The following is a 17906-nucleotide window of genomic DNA, read 5'->3' on the forward strand; positions in this document are numbered from 1 at the left end:
GATTAAATCTTTAAAGTGGAATAAATATATTCCATATCCACTGCCTGCCGGACCTGTTCAGCCAAAAGCCCGTATTGTTGTTGCCTGAAAGTTTTGTAATCAAAAGTACTTTCGTCCCATTCCCCGAAACCGGCCGCTAAATCATTCAACACCACCGTATTATCCAATATGCCGTGCATGTAGCTTCCCCAGCAGCAATCATCGGCCCAATATCCCTCCGGAGTCCTGTCTTCCGTGGTATTCAACGGAGAAAATTTTCCATTGCCCTGCACCAATACAGTCTCTCCCATGTGTATCTGATAACCTTCACACCAGCCGGCATACCTTTTAAAATGGAAGCGATTCTGGCATACTACCTTTTTATTTCTCATGACAGAAACCAAAGGCAGTATTTTCAAACCTTCCACTTCTGCTTCCGGCCCTTCCAGATGGTCCGGGTCTTCCACCCTCATACCCATCATCTGGTAGCCCCCACAAATACCGATTATTTTTTTCCCTTCTTTCCGGGCCTGAATGATGGCTTCGGCAGCTCCTGACGAATGGAGGTGTTTCAAGTCTGCAATAGTACTCTTCGTTCCAGGAAGAATGATAATATCCGCTTTCCGAATTTCTGCAGCTTCCGTTGTAAAATACAAATGGAAGCGTCCATCCTGTTCCAAAACATTAAAATCGGTGAAGTTAGACATTCGCTGAAGCAATACAACAGCAATATTTATTTTTCCCACACCGGCAGTCGTATTTTTTGTTTTCAGTTCCAGGGAATCTTCCTGTTCGATATGAATATCCCTGAAAAAAGGAATCACCCCCACAACAGGAATTCCTGTCAGCTGCTGAAGCAATTCCCTTCCTTCCGCAAAAAGCGAAACATCTCCCCTAAACTTATTAATGATAATTCCTTTAAGGCATTCCCTTTCTTCTTCCGGCAAAAGCAAGACAGAACCATACACGGAGGCAAATACTCCTCCCCGGTCAATATCGGCCACCAAATAAGTGGCAGCCCCGACTTCCCGGGCCATCCTCATATTAGTAAAATCACGGTCTTTGAGATTCAACTCCGAAATGCTTCCGGCTCCTTCCAGTACAATCGGATTGTATTTCGCTTCCAACCGCCGGAAAGCGGCTAAGGCTTGCGGAAATAGCTGAGTCGTATTGTCCTGCCGGAAGTATTCGCGGGCAGACCTGTTTCCAACGGGTTGGCCGTTCAGAATCACCTGTGCCGTCTGGTCAGTGGAAGGTTTTAGCAAAACCGGATTCATGTCTGTATGCGGCAGAATCCCACACGCTTCCGCCTGGACTGCTTGTGCCCTTCCCATCTCCCCGCCTTCCGGCGTAGAAAAAGAATTCAAAGACATATTCTGTGCCTTAAAGGGAGCCGGAGTATAACCATCCTGCAAAAGAATCCTGCAAAAAGCTGCGTTCAGTACACTTTTCCCGACATCCGAGCCGGTACCCACAAACATAAGAGGTCTTAACTTCATATACTACAATTCTTTGATTCAGCAGACCAACCGGATGATTTGCGTATTTTTCATGATTGGCAATTCCAGCATTTCCAGTGACGTTCCACCCCTCAACCAAGTCAGGACAGCCCGGTTGAAAGCTCCGTGCCCTACTGCCAGGACACGTTTTCCTGCATACTTCCGTTGCAAATATCCGACAAATGCCCCGGCCCGTTGATAGAGCTTTTCGAGGGACTCAGCACTTTCCGGCAAATGCAGCCAATCCACCTCTTCTAAAGTTTCCCCGGTATAAATGCCCCAGTTCATTTCCCTCAACAAAATTGTCGGTTCCGGCAGCATTCCCCGGGAGGCTCCGATAATAGCCGCTGTTTTATAACTACGTTCAAGGTCACTGGAAACAATCGCATCCAACGGCTCCCCTTCCAGCTGGCCGGCAAGCATTTCAGCCTGTTGTATGCCCAACGGGGAAAGGGTACCAGGCAATTGGCCCTGTAAAATATTCTTCTGATTTTCCAAAGTCTCCCCATGCCGGGTGAGCAACAAAACGGTTTTTTCCATACCAACAAGGTTTGCACAAAGGTAAAAAAATAGAGTTTACAAACTTTAAAAGTGACCAACCAACATTTACAATTAAATTCTATCTTTACCAGTCAAAATTTTCATCATGAAAAGAAACATCATTCTGATTACGGGCGGACAAAGGTCGGGAAAAAGTGCTTATGCCCAACGGCTGGCCCTTCAATTAGCCTCCCACCCGGTTTATCTGGCCACGTCCAGGGTCTGGGATGAAGAATATCGTCAGCGGATTGAACGGCACCAACAGGACCGCGGACCCCAATGGACCAATATAGAAGAAGAGAAACAATTAAGTAAACACCACCTGCCTCACCGTGTGATTGTTATTGATTGCCTGACCCTTTGGGCTACCAATTTCTTTTTTGACAATGGCTCTGATGTGACTACCAGCTTAAATGAGCTGAAAGCTGAATTCGACCTTTTTACAGCACAGGAAGCTACTTTTATTTTTGTCACCAATGAACTGGGACTGGGCGGAGTTTCTGAAAATGCTATTCAACGCCGCTTTACGGATTTGCAGGGATGGATGAACCAATATGTGGCAGAAAAAGCCGATGAAGTTATATTTATGGTCTCCGGAATAGCCTTGAAAGTGAAATAAGAATGAAAAACAAAAATGAAAGCTTTTAATATTCAAAAGCCGGATAAAACGATGGTACCGGCATTACAAGATAAAATTGACAATCTGACAAAACCGAAAGGCTCATTAGGACGCCTGGAAGAGCTGGCCGTGCAAATCGGAACGATACAACAAACGCTAACACCGGAACTGCGCAAACCGCAGAACGTTATTTTTGCCGCCGACCACGGTATCGTAACGGAAGGCGTAAGTTTTTCCGCTCCGGAGGTAACTGCGCAGCAAGTTCCCAATTTTCTGAAAGGCGGCGGAGGGGTCGGCATGTTTTCCCGGCAACATCATTTCGGGTTGAAAGTGGTAGATTGCGGGGTGAATGCCGATTTTAGGGAACTGCCGGGGTTAATAGACCGAAAAATCCGGAAAGGGACCCGCAATTATCTGCACGAGGCTGCCATGACGGAAGAAGAAATGGAACGGGCCATCGAAATCGGGGCTGAGGTAGTGGACATGGCCTGCGATGAGGGAAGCAACATCATCAGTTTCGGTGAAATGGGAATTGCGAATACTTCATCATCCTCGTTGTGGATGACGTGGTTCACCGGCATACCTTTGAAGGCTTGCGTCGGTGCCGGCAGCGGACTAAATTCGCAAGGTATTGAACACAAATACAACGTACTCCGGACAGCGATGGAAAACTATCACGGAGACGGTTCACCGCAGGACATCATCCGCTGGTTCGGAGGCTATGAAATGGTAGCTGCCGTGGGGGCCATGCTCCGGGCAGCCGAACACCGGATGATGATTATTGTTGACGGTTTTATCATGACCAACTGTGTGCTTGCTGCCAAACAACTTTATCCGGCAGTACAGGAATACTGTATTTTCGGTCATCAGGGCGACGAAGCCGGACATCAGCTCGTACTGGAGGCTCTCGGCGCAAAACCGCTGCTGAATCTCGGCCTGCGCCTGGGCGAAGGTACAGGAGCCATCTGCGCTTACCCGATTATTGAATCGGCTGTTCGCATGATAAACGAAATGACTACTTTCCAGCAGGCACAGATCACAAAATATTTTTAACCATGAAATCTTTTTTGGCAGCCGTCATGATGTTTACCCGGATTCCCCTTTGGCGAATTGTGCAGGTGGATAAAAAACATTATACCGGGATATTGCTCTACTGGCCTGTAGTGGGTTTCCTGACCGGACTGACCACATGGGGAGTGTTGCGCCTCACCACCCCTTATGTGCCCGCACTCGTTGCCTGTGTGCTTGCCGTAATCGCCCGTATCTTGCTCACCGGCGCACTTCATGAAGACGGATTCGGCGATTTCTGCGACGGATTCGGCGGCGGACACGGCAAAGAAAGTATTCTCCGCATTATGAAGGACTCACACATCGGGGGCTACGGTGTGATGGGACTCATCCTTTATTTTCTGCTGTATGTCTCCCTGCTTTACGAACTGCGGCAACCGCACGGCTGCCTCTATATCTATGAATATGTACCGCTTGGCATTATCCTTGGTGCTGATGTCAGCGCCAAACTTTGCACATCGGTCCTGATGAATGCCCTGCCATACGCCCGCACCGAAGAGGAAAGTAAGGTGAAAGTACTTTACCGCAAGATCCGGTTTCCTGAATACCTGCTCATCGGGCTTCCTACTCTGGCCCTGCTTTGGATGCTGGAAGCACCGTTTCTTCCTTTAGTGCCGACGGGGATTGCCGTCCTCCTGACCGGAGGTTATCTGAAACATAAAATCGGCGGCTATACCGGTGATTGCTGCGGTGCCACCGTCCTTATTGCCGAAATAGTTTTCTATCTCACCGCGCTCATCCTGCTTCAAAATCCGGTTATATGAAAATCACCCTTATCCGCCATACCCAAGTTGCCGTTGAACCCGGCATCTGCTATGGACAGACCGATGTAGAAACAGCCCCCGGTTTCACCGGAGAAGCAGCAACAATCCGCAAAAACATTGCCGACAAAACATTCGATGCCGTATTTTGCAGTCCCCTGTCGCGCTGTCGTAAATTGGCCGCTTATTGCGGTTTTCCTACTCCGGTAATTGACGAACGACTGAAAGAACTGAATTTCGGACAATGGGAAATGCGAAAATGGGATGAAATCGACGATCCCGCCCTCCAGGAATGGTACAACGACTGGATTCACCTCCCCGCCGGAGGTGCCGAGAGTTACACGGACCAATACCAGCGGGTGAGCCATTTTTTGGATGACCTTCTCCGGAAGAACTGCCTCCATGCAGGCATTTTCACCCATCGGGGCGTGATTGCATGTGCTATGGTGTATGCCGGCATGTGTACGTTGAAAGATTCTTTTCTACCGGACGTGGCCTATGGCAGTGTAAACACGCTTGAACTCACACTATAACCGGTTTCTTTTTTCTTCCAACTCGATACTCATTTCCGGTCTTATTTTCTCCAGCCATTGTTCTATCCGACCCTCTGTTTTATCCGATTCATAATCTTCGTCCAAAGGCAGGCCTATGAACCGGCCTTCTTTTAAAGCCCTGGAATCATTAAAAACATAATCACGGGTTTCGGTTGCACCGATCAGCTTACCTCCGATTTCTTCAACAGTCTGGGCCAGAATTCCCATTCCATCCACAAAATTATTGGGATAACTCACATGGTCGCCAAGCCCGGCAATAGCTACCCTACGGCCTTCCAGCCGCAACCGGAGCATTTGGGGGATGAAAGAGGACCAGGGATCTTTTTGTTCCATCTCCCAGGTGTTTCGTCCCAGCGTTGAGCACACTAAGATTAAATTCCGGTAATCCAACAATTTGAAAGGAGTAATTTCTGAAATGACAAAAATATCGGGCTGTTCTCCGGCCAACTTTTGTTTGATGAGGCGCGCCACCTTGTGTACACTTCCTCCCGACGGAGCATAAAATATACCTATATTTTTTTCTGCTTTATGTCCTTTATTAAGCAGATAATTCCCTTCTAAATCCGCTTTCAGCTGAAAATTTCCGGACTGGTCTTTTTGTTCCTTTTCCATCGTATTTATCATTTAGTTTAGCTACTTATACGATTTGAAAGACAAAACGGTTTTACCCGGTACAGTGTTCAGCCCCCCCTATTCTCCCGTCCGACGCGGCGAATCTACAGAAGTTTTATAGAAATTGCTCATTCCTTCGCCGAAACCGGAAGAGACCCGTTTCCAACTGAACAACACCGCAATCAACAGGGTAATGATGGCTATAATCATCATTTTTTCCTGTAACGTATACTCTTTCCATTTTCTCATGTTACCCTAATCTTTGACAACAGCAAATTTAATCAAAATCCGGTTTGTCTGTTATTTTTCGATCCGGATGCGCGCATCCACCGCCACCACATTTTCTTTATTTCCCAACAGCGGATTCAAGTCCATTTCAAAAATCTCAGGCGCCGCTTTCACCAGCATAGATACCCGGGCAACCGCTTCGGCAAATTTCTGTTCGTTCACCGGTTGCTGTCCGCGTACGCCCTGGATAATCTTATACGATTTCAAACTACGAATCATGTCCAAAGCCTCCGGTTGGGCTATCGGGGCCAAGCCTGCTTTCACATCTTTCAGCACTTCGATAAAGATACCGCCCAGTCCGCACAACACCATGTGTCCGAATTTCGGTTCCCGTTTCGCCCCGATAAATACTTCCGTACCGGACAATTGCTGAGCCAGCATAACGGCACGTGTATCCCTGATTTGCATCATTCGCCGGAATTCGCTGCGAACGGTAGCTTCATCACACACATTCAGGGTTACCCCTCCGACATCAGATTTGTGGACCGGTCCCACCACTTTCATCACTAACGGGAAACCGATGGATTTTGCCAATGCCACGATTTCTTCCTCTGTATCGGCCACCCCTTCCCTGGCCCGGGCAATCCCCGCAGCATCCAACAATTCATGGATTTGTCCGGGTGCCAGATAACCGTTCCCGGCATTATCTACCACCGCACGAATGCGGGCTTCATCAACAACAGGCAATTCCGGAGCAACAGGCTGCGGTGCCGGAGTATGGAAAATCTTGCACAAAGCATTCCCGAAATTTACCTCATAAGGGAAATATACCCCTCCCTTTCTCACAAACTCATCGATTTCTTCCTTCACCACCATAGAAGACGGAAAAATCGGATAGACCGGTTTCGGAGAAACAGCTATCTTCTGACGCAATACATCATACACGTCGAATACGGGGAAAAGCCCCGGACTACCGAAAATTACAGCAATACCGTCGATGTTTTCGAAATCCCGATTGCAGGCATCCAGAATAACGCCCAACTGCTCTGCTGTTCCGGTAGCTAAAAAGTCAATCGGATTCCCGACAGACGAACCGTTAAACAATTTTTCCAGCAAAGCCCCGGCCTTCGGTCCTTCCAGATGCGGAATTTCCATACCGCCGTCCGACAAGGCATCGGTCAACATCACCGCAGGTCCTCCGGCATGCGTAACAATAGCCATATTCTTTCCCTTTAATTCCGGATAGCTGAAAATAGCAGCAACTGTGGCTAATTCATCCCGGCCGTTACACCGGACAATTCCGGCTTTCCGGAACAAAGCTTCTACGGCAACATCCGAACTGGCCAATGCTCCGGTATGGGAAGAGGCCGCACGGCTACCGGCAGCCGAGCCTCCGGACTTGATGGCAGCAATCCGGCATCCCTTGCGGATTAAGGAAGAAGCATGCTTTAACAATTTATCCGGTTTGTCGATACTCTCAACATACATCAATTTGATACGGGAACTGGTCTCCGGATCAAAAGATTCATCCCAATACTCCAATACCTCTTCCACGCCCAACTGTGCGGAATTTCCCACCGAAAATACACTGGAGAACTTCACTCCTTTCTGCATTCCGGCATCCATAATGAACAGGGCTGTAGCCCCGGAACCCGATACAAAATCCACTCCCCGGGAATCGAGTTTCGGTATGGGCGTTGTAAATACACCATTGTAGTTTGTGGTCAATACACCGATACAATTGGGACCTATCAAAGCTCCATCCACCGAATCAACGGTATCTACAATCTGTTTTTCCAAAGCTTTTCCTTCGGCATTTTCTTCACTGAACCCGGCAGACAAAATGACGAAAGCACGGGTATTCTTTTCTTTTGCCAAAGTTTCTATAGCTGCCGGACAGTATTTCGCAGCAATAGCCAGGATAGCACACTCCACCTCGGGCAAATCTTTGACATCCCGGCAGGATTTCACCCCCTGGACCTCATCCATTTTAGGATTCACCACATACAGTTTTCCTTTAAACTGTCCGTCGAGCAGGTTTTTCAGCACTTTACCACCCGGTTTCTGAATATCATCCGAACCACCGACCACCACAATACTGGCAGGATTCAATAACTGTCTGTTTATCATACTTTAATTATTTAATTCCTACATTTGCACGAAAATCTGAATTTAGATATTGTTAAAAAACTTCAGAAATTCCGTGATTTTCCTCATCATATTTTTAGAGCCGACATAAAACGGAATCCGCTGATGAATGGATTCAGGCATCAGTTCCAAAATCCGCCGTTCTCCGTCGGAAGCCACCCCACCGGCCTGCTCGGCAATGAAAGCAATCGGATTGCATTCATAAAGCAGGCGCAATTTCCCGTTGGGATGCGTTTTGGTTTCCGGATAAATGAAAATACCTCCTTTCAGCAGGTTCCGGTGGAAATCAGCTACCAGCGAACCGATATAGCGCGAGGTATAAGGCCGGTCGGTTTTCTTATCGGTTTCCTGACAATATTTGATGTATTTTTTCACGCCTACCGGAAATTTCTCATAATTTCCTTCATTAATGGAATAGATGGTGCCATCCTCAGGCGTTTTTATGTCCGGATGGGAGAGGCAGAATTCTCCGATTGAAGGATCGAGTGTAAATCCGTTCACCCCGTTGCCTGCTGTATATACTAACATGGTAGAGGAGCCATAAATAACGTACCCGGCCGCCACCTGTTTACAGCCTTTTTGTAAAAAATCGTCTAATTTGGCTACTTCTCCTAAGGGAGATTTCCTCCGGTACACGGAAAAAATGGTACCAATGGAAACGTTCACATCAATATTGGAGGAACCGTCCAGCGGGTCCATACAAAAGATATACTTCCCGTCCCGCGACAAACCTTCGTCAAAAACGATAATGTCCTGATTCTCTTCGGAAGCGACCGCACAACATTCACCGCTTGCTTTTAATTCCCCGATAAATGTTTCGTTGGCATACACGTCCAGTTTTTGCTGGTCTTCGCCCTGTATATTTTCAACGCCTGCCCTGCCGAGGATATCGACAAGCCCCGCTTTGTTGACTTCCCTGTTGACTTTCTTGGCAGCAATTCCCACGTGATGCAATAATCCGGAGAAACCTCCCGTAGCCTGTGGCACATGGGCCTGTTGTTCAATAATAAATTGATTTAAAGTTGTTACTTTATTCATGCTGTAAAGTCTATTTTGTTAGTTATTACAAATCTAAAATGATAATTTGTAAGATACAAACGTTTTCATGAAAAAGTATGGGCATGTGAAACCGGAATGAAATTATTTTTTTCAATTTTAATATCTAACTTAGCGGCTTGAAATGCAGACGTCTTAATTTTAGTAACATGAATGTATATAAATTTGGAGGAGCATCCGTTAAGGACGCGGAAGGAGTCAGGAATTTATTCAACATTGTCAATACTCAAAAGGAAAACCTGATTATCGTAGTATCGGCGATGGGGAAGATGACAGACGCTTTAGAAGTCCTTTGTAATGCCTATTTCCGAAAAGAAGGGGATGTTGCCCAGGCATTTCAGCATGTCAAAGATTTTCATCAGCATATAATCAAGGATTTGTTCGGCAGTTCTTCGCCGGAAACCGACCGTTTAGTAAACCCTCTGTATGCTGAACTGGAACAAATCCTGCGTGGAGAACCTTCCCTGTCTTATGATTACGAATATGACCGAATCATCAGTTTCGGCGAATTGTTTTCCACCACCATTATTTCCGCTTATTTGGAAAAGCAAGGCCGGAAAGCAAAATTCATAGATATACGCAAATGCCTTATTACTGACCAAAACTACCGGAATGCTTGTGTAAATCTGGAACTCTCGGCACAATTGTGCCGGAAGACATTTACCTTCCAGGACACTTTCATGTATATCACCCAGGGATTTATTGCCGGTACGACGACGAGCCAGACAACTACTTTAGGCAGGGAAGGATCGGACTATACGGCAGCTTTGTTGGCCAACCTGCTGGATGCGGAGGATGTAACCATCTGGAAAGACGTACCCGGCATCATGAATGCCGACCCGAAACTTTATGAAGATACTGAAATTATCGGCAAATTATCTTATAAAGAAGCCATTGAACTGTCGAACTGCGGTGCAAAAGTCATCCATCCCAAAACCATAAAACCTTTACAGAATAAAGGTATTCCGCTATATGTGCGTTCATTCCTTTATCCCGGCAGCCATGGTTCAGTTATCCGCGAATTAGATGAAAAGTTAAAGTTACCTCCTATTTTTATTGATAAAGGCAACCAATTGCTGCTTACTCTTTCTCCCCGGGATTTTTCTTTCATTGCGGAAGAGAAGTTAAGCCGCATATTTGCTATTTTAGCCAAATACCGGCTCCGGCTGAATCTGATTCAGACTTCGGCCATCAGTTTTTCTTTCTGCATTGACTTAAATGAAGCCATTTTCGACAGTTTCATCAATGAACTTCATGAGGAGTATGAGGTGCTATATAATAAAAACGTGCGTCTGCTGACTATTCGCCATTATACGGAAGATATCATCCATAAACTGACAGACCACAGGAATATCCTGGTAGAACAAAGAAGCCGGTTAACCGCCCGATTTGTTGTTGCCAGCAATTAAAGGATTGACTATGAAAAAACAGAAGGACGGCCTTTCATTCGCGAAATTTATCCGAACACCCCAAGCTTTGAAAGACTTAAAAATTATCTTAGGATATTTTATTGCCGGTTATTTTTTTCTGAAGATTTGCTATCCTTTCCCTGACATGACAGCCAGCGACTCTGGAGGATATGTTGCGGCGGCCATAGGAGACCTGTTTTATGTTTACCGTCCTTTCGGTTTTTCCTGGTTCCTGCAGGTGTTGCATGCTGTTTCATCCAGCATTCATGCCGTTTTTATCTGTCAACATATCCTGCACTTCACCTCTGTCGTCTTTTTCATATGGACGGTTTCTTTTTTTCTGCCCCCGAAACGAAATGTATGGTATTATACTTTTATAGGCCTGTGCTGTTTTTCTCCCTTTTACTTTTACATGTCGAACAGTCTGCTCAGTGATTCGCTGTTCGCCACTTTAACGACTTTCTGGCTTACTACGGCAATCTGGGTCGTGATGCGACCAGCCATCTTCTCCGGCATTTTACATGCCCTTCTCCTTTTTTGGCTGCTCCATACCCGTTATATTGCATTTTTTTATCCGTTCCTGTCGTTTCCTTTCTTTATCTGGTTGCTGAGGAAAAGAAGCCTGCTTCCTGTTTTCTTCTCGGTTTTTGCCATTCTGGTTTTTTATAACCAAACCTGCAATTCCATGGAGGCAACTGTCGGGAAGCGCCAGTTTTCTACAGGTTTCTCCGGCTGGCAGACAGCCAATAATGCCCTGCATGTCATTCCTCACATTGATCTGAAAACTAACGAACTCCCGGATGCAAGGCTCCGGGTTTTGCATCAGTTTGTCATGCACCAGAAGGAGGAAATCGCCCGGACAACGGCCCAAGGCCCAAGCGCAAGCTTCTTATGGAGTCAGAATCTCCCCCTGAAACAATACCTGTTCCACATGATGGAGCAAAACCAGTCGGATTACCTGAGGACCTGGGTAAAAGCCGGCGACGATTTCGGAAGATACGGAAACTATCTGATTTCGCACTACCCGTTCAGTTACCTGCGCCATTATTTTCTGCCTAATTTATGGTGTTCTTTTTATCCTCCGACCGAGGGATATGCAAATTATAACTACCGGGAGATTTTCAAAGAAGAAATCGTCTATTACCGGCTGGCAGAAAATACGGATATTTCAGCGCGGTGGGACTTTATGAAAATCCCGGCCCCCCATGTACCTCTGATTAATTTAGTGGGATGGATTTTTATTTTCATTCTTTTGTCAGCAGCCTTGGTACATATTAAAAAAATAAAATTCAGCCGCCATGAGCGAATTATTTTCTGGTTTCTGCTGACATTCGGAATCACTTACATCGGAGCCGTCACCTACGGCAGTCCTATTGCGGCAAGGTATTTTCTCCCGTTGGTGAGTGTAAAATCATTTGTCATTTATCTGTTGCTGAATCATTTACCAATAAAAAAACAACCGGATGCTCCAGAAACTATTAAGAAATAAAGCCGATAATATCTTCATCCAATTGTTCAGATATGCCTTAGTCGGAGGAAGTTCTTTCCTGATTGATTTTGGTTTGCTTTATGCGCTCACGGAATACGGGCATATTTATTACCTGTTATCAGCCACTATTTCCTTTTTAGCAGGGCTTATCGTCAATTACCTGCTGAGTATCACATGGGTATTTACAGAAAAGATATTACAAAACCGCTTCTGGGAGTTTCTGATTTTTGCCATTATCGGAGGGATAGGTCTTCTTATCAATATCGGACTCCTGTATTTCTTTACGGAAATTTGCCAGGCCCATTATCTGCTTTCCAAGATGCTGGCCACTTTATTTACTTTGTTCTGGAATTTTTTTGCCAGAAAATACGCTTTATTCAATAACTATAAAACAACAAAAGCTCATGAAAAATAAAACAGCCATTATTATCGGAGGTGGCCCTGCAGGATTAACTTCTGCCTATGAACTCTTAAAAAGGAGTGATATACATCCCATTGTGCTGGAATCTTATTCTATGGTGGGCGGTATTTCGCGCACGGAATACTACAAAGGCAACCGGATGGATATGGGAGGGCACCGTTTTTTTTCCAAATCAGATACCATCATGAGCTGGTGGAAAGACATCCTGCCGGTCGAAGACCAACACCATTCTCCGGCGCAGGAAGAGAAACTCATGTTAGTCAGGCAAAGGCTGTCCCGCATATTCTTTCTACGCCGTTTTTTCAATTATCCGGTGAGTTTATCATTAAATACCATCCGTAACCTGGGCTTTGTCCGGTTGGTTAAAATCGGTTGCAGTTACATCGCCATCCGCCTTTTTCCCCGGAAACAGGAACAATCATTGGAAGACTTTTTTATCAACCGTTTCGGAAAAGAGCTTTATAAAACCTTCTTCAAAGATTATACGGAAAAAGTATGGGGCATAGAATGCAACGCCATCAGCGCCGACTGGGGAGCCCAGAGAGTGAAAGGGCTTTCTGTTGGCAAGGCCATCGGGCATGCATTCAAAAGTATTTTCAAACATAACCGGTCGATAGAACAAAAAGATACAGAGACTTCCCTGATTGAACAATTCCTGTATCCGAAATTAGGCCCGGGACAATTGTGGGAAGAAGTAGCCCGCCAGATCACCGAGGGGGGGGGAGAAATCCGGCTTAACCATACAGTAAAAGAGATTATCACTGAAGGCCGGCAGGTCAAAGGCGTAAAAGCCACCGGGCCTGACGGCAGCGAAACCATCCTCGAAGGGGATTATATCCTTTCGAGTATGCCGATAAAAGATTTGATCCAGTCATTCAATTGTCCGGTTCCGGAAAATATCCGGAAAATCACAGACGGATTGATTTACCGGGATTTTATGACCGTAGGGCTGTTATTGGATAAATTGAAACTCAAGGAAAAAATGGTGCCCGATACGTGGATTTACATTCAGGAAAGGGAAGTAAAATTAGGACGCCTGCAAATTTTCAACAACTGGAGTCCTTACATGGTAGCCGACCCGGATAAAATCTGGATAGGATTAGAGTATTTCGTCAATGAAGGGGATGAAATGTGGAATATGGAAAACAGTAAATTCATTGATTTTGCCATAGAAGAACTCTGCCGTATCGACATTATCCGACGGGAAGACGTCCTGGATGCACATTTAATCCGGGTACCGAAAGCCTACCCGGCCTATTTTGGCAGTTATAAAAAGTTACCGGAGGTGATCGACTATCTTTCCGGTTTTGACAATCTTTACCTGATGGGGAGAAACGGTATGCATAAATACAATAACCAGGACCATTCTATGTTGACAGCCATCGCCGTAGTAGATTGCCTGACAGATCCTCAAAAAGACAAAAAAGAAATCTGGTCTATCAACACAGAAGAGGCTTATCATGAAAGTAAGTAAAACATTCAGAAATAAAAAATAACTGAACATTTTTACTTATATTTGCATTTTATTCTTCGATCATGCTAAAATTTCTGTCTAATGAGTAAGAAATTTCCTGAATATAAAGGCCTGGACCTTTCCCAGGTGAATAAAGAAATATTAAAGGTCTGGGAAACCAACAAGACCTTCGAACAGAGTTTGAAAACGCGTGAAGGGCATCCTTCCTTTATCTTTTTTGAAGGTCCTCCTTCTGCCAACGGGATGCCGGGGATTCACCATGTCATGGCCAGAACCCTTAAGGATGTTATTTGCCGTTACAAAACACTACAGGGATTCCAGGTAGAACGTAAAGCAGGTTGGGATACTCACGGATTACCGGTGGAGTTGGGCGTAGAAAAAAAATTAGGCATTACGAAAGAAGCTATCGGCAAAACCATCAGTGTGGCAGACTACAATAAAGAATGCCGGGCCGATGTGATGAAATTTACCAAAGAGTGGGAAGACCTGACTCAAAAAATGGGTTACTGGGTAGATATGAAAAATCCTTATATTACCTATGATAACCGGTATATTGAGACCTTGTGGTTTCTGTTGAAAAAATTATATAACAAGGGATTTTTATATAAAGGTTATACCATTCAGCCTTATTCGCCTGCTGCAGGCACAGGCTTAAGTACCCACGAACTAAACCAGCCGGGGTGTTACCGGGATGTGAAGGACACCACCTGTGTCGCCCAATTTAAAGTAGTTCGCAACGAAAAGTCTGAAAAGTTATTTGCTTCCGGAGAAGACAACGTTTATTTCCTTGCGTGGACGACCACTCCCTGGACTTTACCTTCCAATACAGCCTTAGCTGTGGGTCCGAACATTACGTATTATGTGGTTAAGACCTATAATCCGTATACTTACCTGCCTGTTACGGTAGTGCTGGCCAAAGACCGTTTCAACGCTTATTTCAATCCCAAGGCTGAAGGGATGCCCCTGGAAGATTATAAAGCCGGGGATAAACTGATTCCTTACCGAAAAGTCGGAGAGTTTAAGGGTCCGGAATTAGAAGGTATCCGTTATGAACAATTAATGCCCTGGATGAAACCGGAAGGAGATGCTTTCCGGGTAATCACGGGAGACTATGTAACGACGGAAGACGGTACGGGAATTGTGCACATCGCCCCGACTTTCGGAGCGGACGATGACCGTGTGGCCAAAATAGCCGGTATTGCTCCGATGTTGCTGGTGGATAAAGACGGAAATAAACAGCCGATGGTGGATAAACGCGGCCGTTTATTCATATTGGAAGAAATAGACCCTGCATTTGTCAGCAACAACGTGAACACAGAGCTTTACAAAGAATATGCAGGCCGTTATGTAAAGAATGCCTATGACCCGAACCTGACGGAAAATGACGCAACTTTGGATGTTGACCTTTCTGTTATGCTGAAAAAGGAAAACAAGGCTTTCAAAGTAGAAAAACACGAACACAATTATCCGCATTGCTGGCGCACAGACAAACCGGTTTTATACTATCCGCTGGATTCCTGGTTCATCAAGACCACTGCTGTCCGCGACCGCATGATTGAATTGAATAAAACCATTAACTGGAAACCGGCCAGCACCGGGGAAGGACGTTTCGGCAAATGGCTGGAAAACCTGGTAGACTGGAACCTTTCGCGTTCCCGTTACTGGGGTACACCTCTCCCCATCTGGATTAGCGAAGACGGGAATGAACAGAAATGTATCGGTTCCGTCGCCGAATTGATGGAGGAGATTGAAAAATCCATCCGGGCCGGCTTTATGGAAAAGAACCCTTATGAAGGATTTGTAACGGGGGATTATTCCAAAGAAAATTACGACAAGATAGACCTGCACCGTCCTTATGTGGATGATATTATCCTGGTTTCTTCGACAGGTCAGAAGATGATCCGGGAGAAAGACCTGATTGATGTGTGGTTTGATTCAGGCGCTATGCCTTACGCTCAATTGCATTATCCTTTTGAACATGCAGATGATATTGACAAGCATTTGCGTTTTCCTGCTGATTTTATAGCCGAAGGCGTGGACCAGACCCGGGGATGGTTTTTTACCTTACACGCCATAGCTACCATGGCTTTTGATTCCGTGGCCTTCAAAAACATCATTTCCAACGGTCTGGTGCTGGATGCGAAAGGCAATAAAATGTCCAAGCGTTTAGGAAATGCCGTAGACCCTTTCATTACCATCGAAGATTCCGGCTCAGATCCTTTGCGCTGGTATATGATCACCAACTCCCAGCCCTGGGATAATTTAAAATTCGATGTTGCCGGTATTGATGAAGTAAAACGCAAGTTTTTCGGCACCCTATACAATACTTACGGATTTTTCGCACTGTATGCGAACGTGGATCATTTTTCTTATGCAGAAGCCGAAATTCCTTTAGCCAAACGTCCGGAAATTGACCGCTGGATCCTTTCCCTGCTGAATACGTTGGTCAAAAATGTCACCGAGGCCTATGAGAATTATGAACCGACCCGGGCAGGCCGGGCAATTCAGGACTTTGTCATTGAGAACCTGTCTAACTGGTATGTAAGACTTTCCCGGAAAAGATACTGGGGCGGGGAATACTCTGAAGATAAAATTTCGGCCTACCAGACTCTCTATACATGTATAGAAACCGTAGCCTTGTTGTCTGCTCCGATTGCCCCATTCTATATGGAAAAATTGTTCGGAGACCTGAACAGTGTGACAGGCCGGCATTCAGGCAGCATACATTTAGCCAATTTCCCGCAGGCAGATGAACGTGTAATCGACAATGCCTTAGAAGAACGTATGGAATTGGCTCAACAGATATCGTCCATGGTTTTGGGATTGCGCCGCAAAGTGCAACTGCGCGTACGTCAACCGTTAAGCAAGCTCATTGTGCCTATCCTGAATGAGCAAATGATAGAACAATTGGATGCTGTAAGAAATATTATCCTTTCCGAGGTCAATGTCAAGGAAATAGAATATATTACCGATACCACAGGAGTATTAGTGAAGCGGATCAAACCCAATTTCAAAACTTTGGGGCCGAAATACGGTAAATACATGAAACAGATTTCTGCTTTGGTCGCCGAGATGCAGCAAAGCGATATCTTTGAATTTGAGAAAAACGGGCGTTATGAATTACACATCGGAGAAGAAAGTATTGTATTGGGGTTGGAAGATGTGGAAATTCTTTCTGAAGACATTCCGGGCTGGTTGGTTGCCAATGAAGGCCGCCTGACCGTAGCATTGGATATCAATGTAACGCAGGAACTGAAAGAAGAAGGCATTGCCAGGGAATTGATCAACCGGATACAAAATTTGCGGAAAGAAAGTGACTTTGATGTAACTGACAAGATTACGCTTTTGATTGGCCGGCACCCGGAAATCAATGATGCCGTAGAACATTTTTCCTCTTATATAGCAAGCCAGGTGCTGGCTGAAAAAGTGGAGCTCAGTGACAGGAAAGATGAGAATGCAAAAGAAGTGGAAATTGACGAAATCCGGACTTTCATCCAGATTGAAAAAGTAAGTTGAAAGAAGGAAAACAATCTTATCCTTCTTTCGTATGAAGAGACAATCGGAAGAAATTTTTAATTTCCGCCTTTCCATTTTATCATCTAAATGTTTTTTATTAACTTAGACAAAAACTTATTAGCTTATGGCAGAGAAAACAAGATATTCGGATGAAGAGTTGCAGGAGTTTAAGGAATTGATTCTTGTGAAACTTGATAAAGCAAAGAAAGACTATGATTTGCTGAAAGCAGTCATCTCCGGAAGTGACGGGAATGACATCGCAGATACTTCCCCCACGTTTAAAGTATTGGAAGAAGGGGCATCCGTACTTTCGAAGGAAGAAGCCGGCCGTTTGGCCCAAAGACAAGCCAAATTCATTGCGCATCTGGAGGCCGCATTAGTCAGGATTGAGAATAAAACTTACGGGATTTGCCGGGCCACGGGAAAGTTGATTTCAAAAGAAAGACTGCGGGCAGTGCCTCACGCAACCCTGAGTATTGAAGCAAAAGAAGGAAAAGAATCTTAACCGCTCCGGCGTTAAGATTCTAAAAAGC

At 45.4% G+C, this 17906-nt stretch carries 16 protein-coding genes; 10 read left to right on the top strand and 6 right to left on the bottom strand.

Annotated features, from left to right (window positions below; translation table 11 throughout):
• Positions 1 to 2 precede the first annotated feature (2 nt).
• Together D1136_RS04250 and D1136_RS04255 are read right to left on the bottom strand one after the other, a co-directional pair.
• Positions 3 to 1478 carry a cobyric acid synthase gene (locus D1136_RS04250; protein WP_161876385.1) on the bottom strand — a complete coding sequence of 492 codons (1476 nt, stop codon included), beginning with the start codon at positions 1476 to 1478 and terminating at the stop codon, positions 3 to 5.
• Positions 1479 to 1496: 18 nt separating this feature from the next.
• Entirely contained in the window at positions 1497 to 2018 is a 522-nt protein-coding gene (locus D1136_RS04255) for a histidine phosphatase family protein (RefSeq protein WP_161876386.1), read from the bottom strand.
• 106 nt (positions 2019 to 2124) lie between these two features.
• On the opposite strand from D1136_RS04255, the gene cobU reads away from it, so the two are divergent.
• The 4 genes from cobU to cobC are packed head-to-tail and all read left to right on the top strand — an operon-like array spanning position 2125 to position 4999.
• The gene (gene cobU / locus D1136_RS04260) at positions 2125 to 2637 is read left to right on the top strand and encodes a bifunctional adenosylcobinamide kinase/adenosylcobinamide-phosphate guanylyltransferase (RefSeq protein WP_161876387.1); all 513 of its coding nucleotides are present in this window, start codon (positions 2125 to 2127) and stop codon (positions 2635 to 2637) included.
• A 15-nt stretch (positions 2638 to 2652) separates the two neighbouring features.
• Positions 2653 to 3690, top strand: coding sequence for a nicotinate-nucleotide--dimethylbenzimidazole phosphoribosyltransferase (gene cobT / locus D1136_RS04265; RefSeq protein WP_161876388.1), 1038 nt, complete (start codon positions 2653 to 2655; stop codon positions 3688 to 3690).
• A 2-nt stretch (positions 3691 to 3692) separates the two neighbouring features.
• Entirely contained in the window at positions 3693 to 4469 is a 777-nt protein-coding gene (cobS, locus tag D1136_RS04270; protein WP_161876389.1) for an adenosylcobinamide-GDP ribazoletransferase, read from the top strand.
• Entirely contained in the window at positions 4466 to 4999 is a 534-nt protein-coding gene (gene cobC / locus D1136_RS04275; protein ID WP_161876390.1) for an alpha-ribazole phosphatase, read from the top strand. Before cobS ends, cobC begins: the two co-directional genes overlap by 4 nt.
• On the opposite strand, the gene D1136_RS04280 is transcribed toward cobC, so the two are convergent.
• The 4 genes from D1136_RS04280 to fbp all read right to left on the bottom strand — a co-directional run bounded on the left by D1136_RS04280 (position 4994) and on the right by fbp (position 9046).
• Positions 4994 to 5632 carry a flavodoxin domain-containing protein gene (locus D1136_RS04280; protein ID WP_161876391.1) on the bottom strand — a complete coding sequence of 213 codons (639 nt, stop codon included), beginning with the start codon at positions 5630 to 5632 and terminating at the stop codon, positions 4994 to 4996. The two genes, cobC and D1136_RS04280, sit on opposite strands and share 6 nt — an antisense overlap.
• A 78-nt stretch (positions 5633 to 5710) precedes the next feature.
• Positions 5711 to 5881: a hypothetical protein gene (locus D1136_RS04285; protein WP_161876392.1), complete on the bottom strand. Its 171-nt coding sequence runs from the start codon at positions 5879 to 5881 to the stop codon at positions 5711 to 5713.
• Between the two features lie 51 nt (positions 5882 to 5932).
• Positions 5933 to 7990, bottom strand: coding sequence for an acetate--CoA ligase family protein (locus tag D1136_RS04290; RefSeq protein WP_161876393.1), 2058 nt, complete (start codon positions 7988 to 7990; stop codon positions 5933 to 5935).
• A 42-nt stretch (positions 7991 to 8032) separates the two neighbouring features.
• Positions 8033 to 9046, bottom strand: a complete 1014-nt coding sequence (fbp, locus tag D1136_RS04295) for a class 1 fructose-bisphosphatase (RefSeq protein WP_161876394.1) — start codon at positions 9044 to 9046, stop codon at positions 8033 to 8035.
• 167 nt (positions 9047 to 9213) lie between these two features.
• Here fbp and D1136_RS04300 point away from each other — a divergent pair, with 167 nt between their 5' ends.
• From D1136_RS04300 to D1136_RS04325, 6 genes are all read left to right on the top strand, one after another.
• Positions 9214 to 10473, top strand: a complete 1260-nt coding sequence (locus tag D1136_RS04300) for an aspartate kinase (protein ID WP_161876395.1) — start codon at positions 9214 to 9216, stop codon at positions 10471 to 10473.
• Between the two features lie 10 nt (positions 10474 to 10483).
• Positions 10484 to 11962, top strand: a complete 1479-nt coding sequence (locus D1136_RS04305; RefSeq protein WP_161876396.1) for a hypothetical protein — start codon at positions 10484 to 10486, stop codon at positions 11960 to 11962.
• Positions 11937 to 12377, top strand: a complete 441-nt coding sequence (locus D1136_RS04310; protein ID WP_161876397.1) for a GtrA family protein — start codon at positions 11937 to 11939, stop codon at positions 12375 to 12377. Before D1136_RS04305 ends, D1136_RS04310 begins: the two co-directional genes overlap by 26 nt.
• Entirely contained in the window at positions 12367 to 13857 is a 1491-nt protein-coding gene (locus D1136_RS04315; protein WP_161876398.1) for an NAD(P)/FAD-dependent oxidoreductase, read from the top strand. The genes D1136_RS04310 and D1136_RS04315 overlap by 11 nt, the downstream gene beginning before the upstream one ends.
• A gap of 81 nt (positions 13858 to 13938) precedes the next feature.
• Entirely contained in the window at positions 13939 to 17373 is a 3435-nt protein-coding gene (ileS, locus tag D1136_RS04320; RefSeq protein ID WP_161876399.1) for an isoleucine--tRNA ligase, read from the top strand.
• A gap of 124 nt (positions 17374 to 17497) precedes the next feature.
• Entirely contained in the window at positions 17498 to 17878 is a 381-nt protein-coding gene (locus D1136_RS04325) for a TraR/DksA C4-type zinc finger protein (protein ID WP_161876400.1), read from the top strand.
• The last annotated feature ends 28 nt before the right edge of the window (positions 17879 to 17906 follow it).

Origin of the sequence: Odoribacter sp. Z80 (genome assembly GCF_009935865.1) — a bacterium.
In the GTDB taxonomy this organism is placed as follows: domain Bacteria; phylum Bacteroidota; class Bacteroidia; order Bacteroidales; family Marinifilaceae; genus Odoribacter.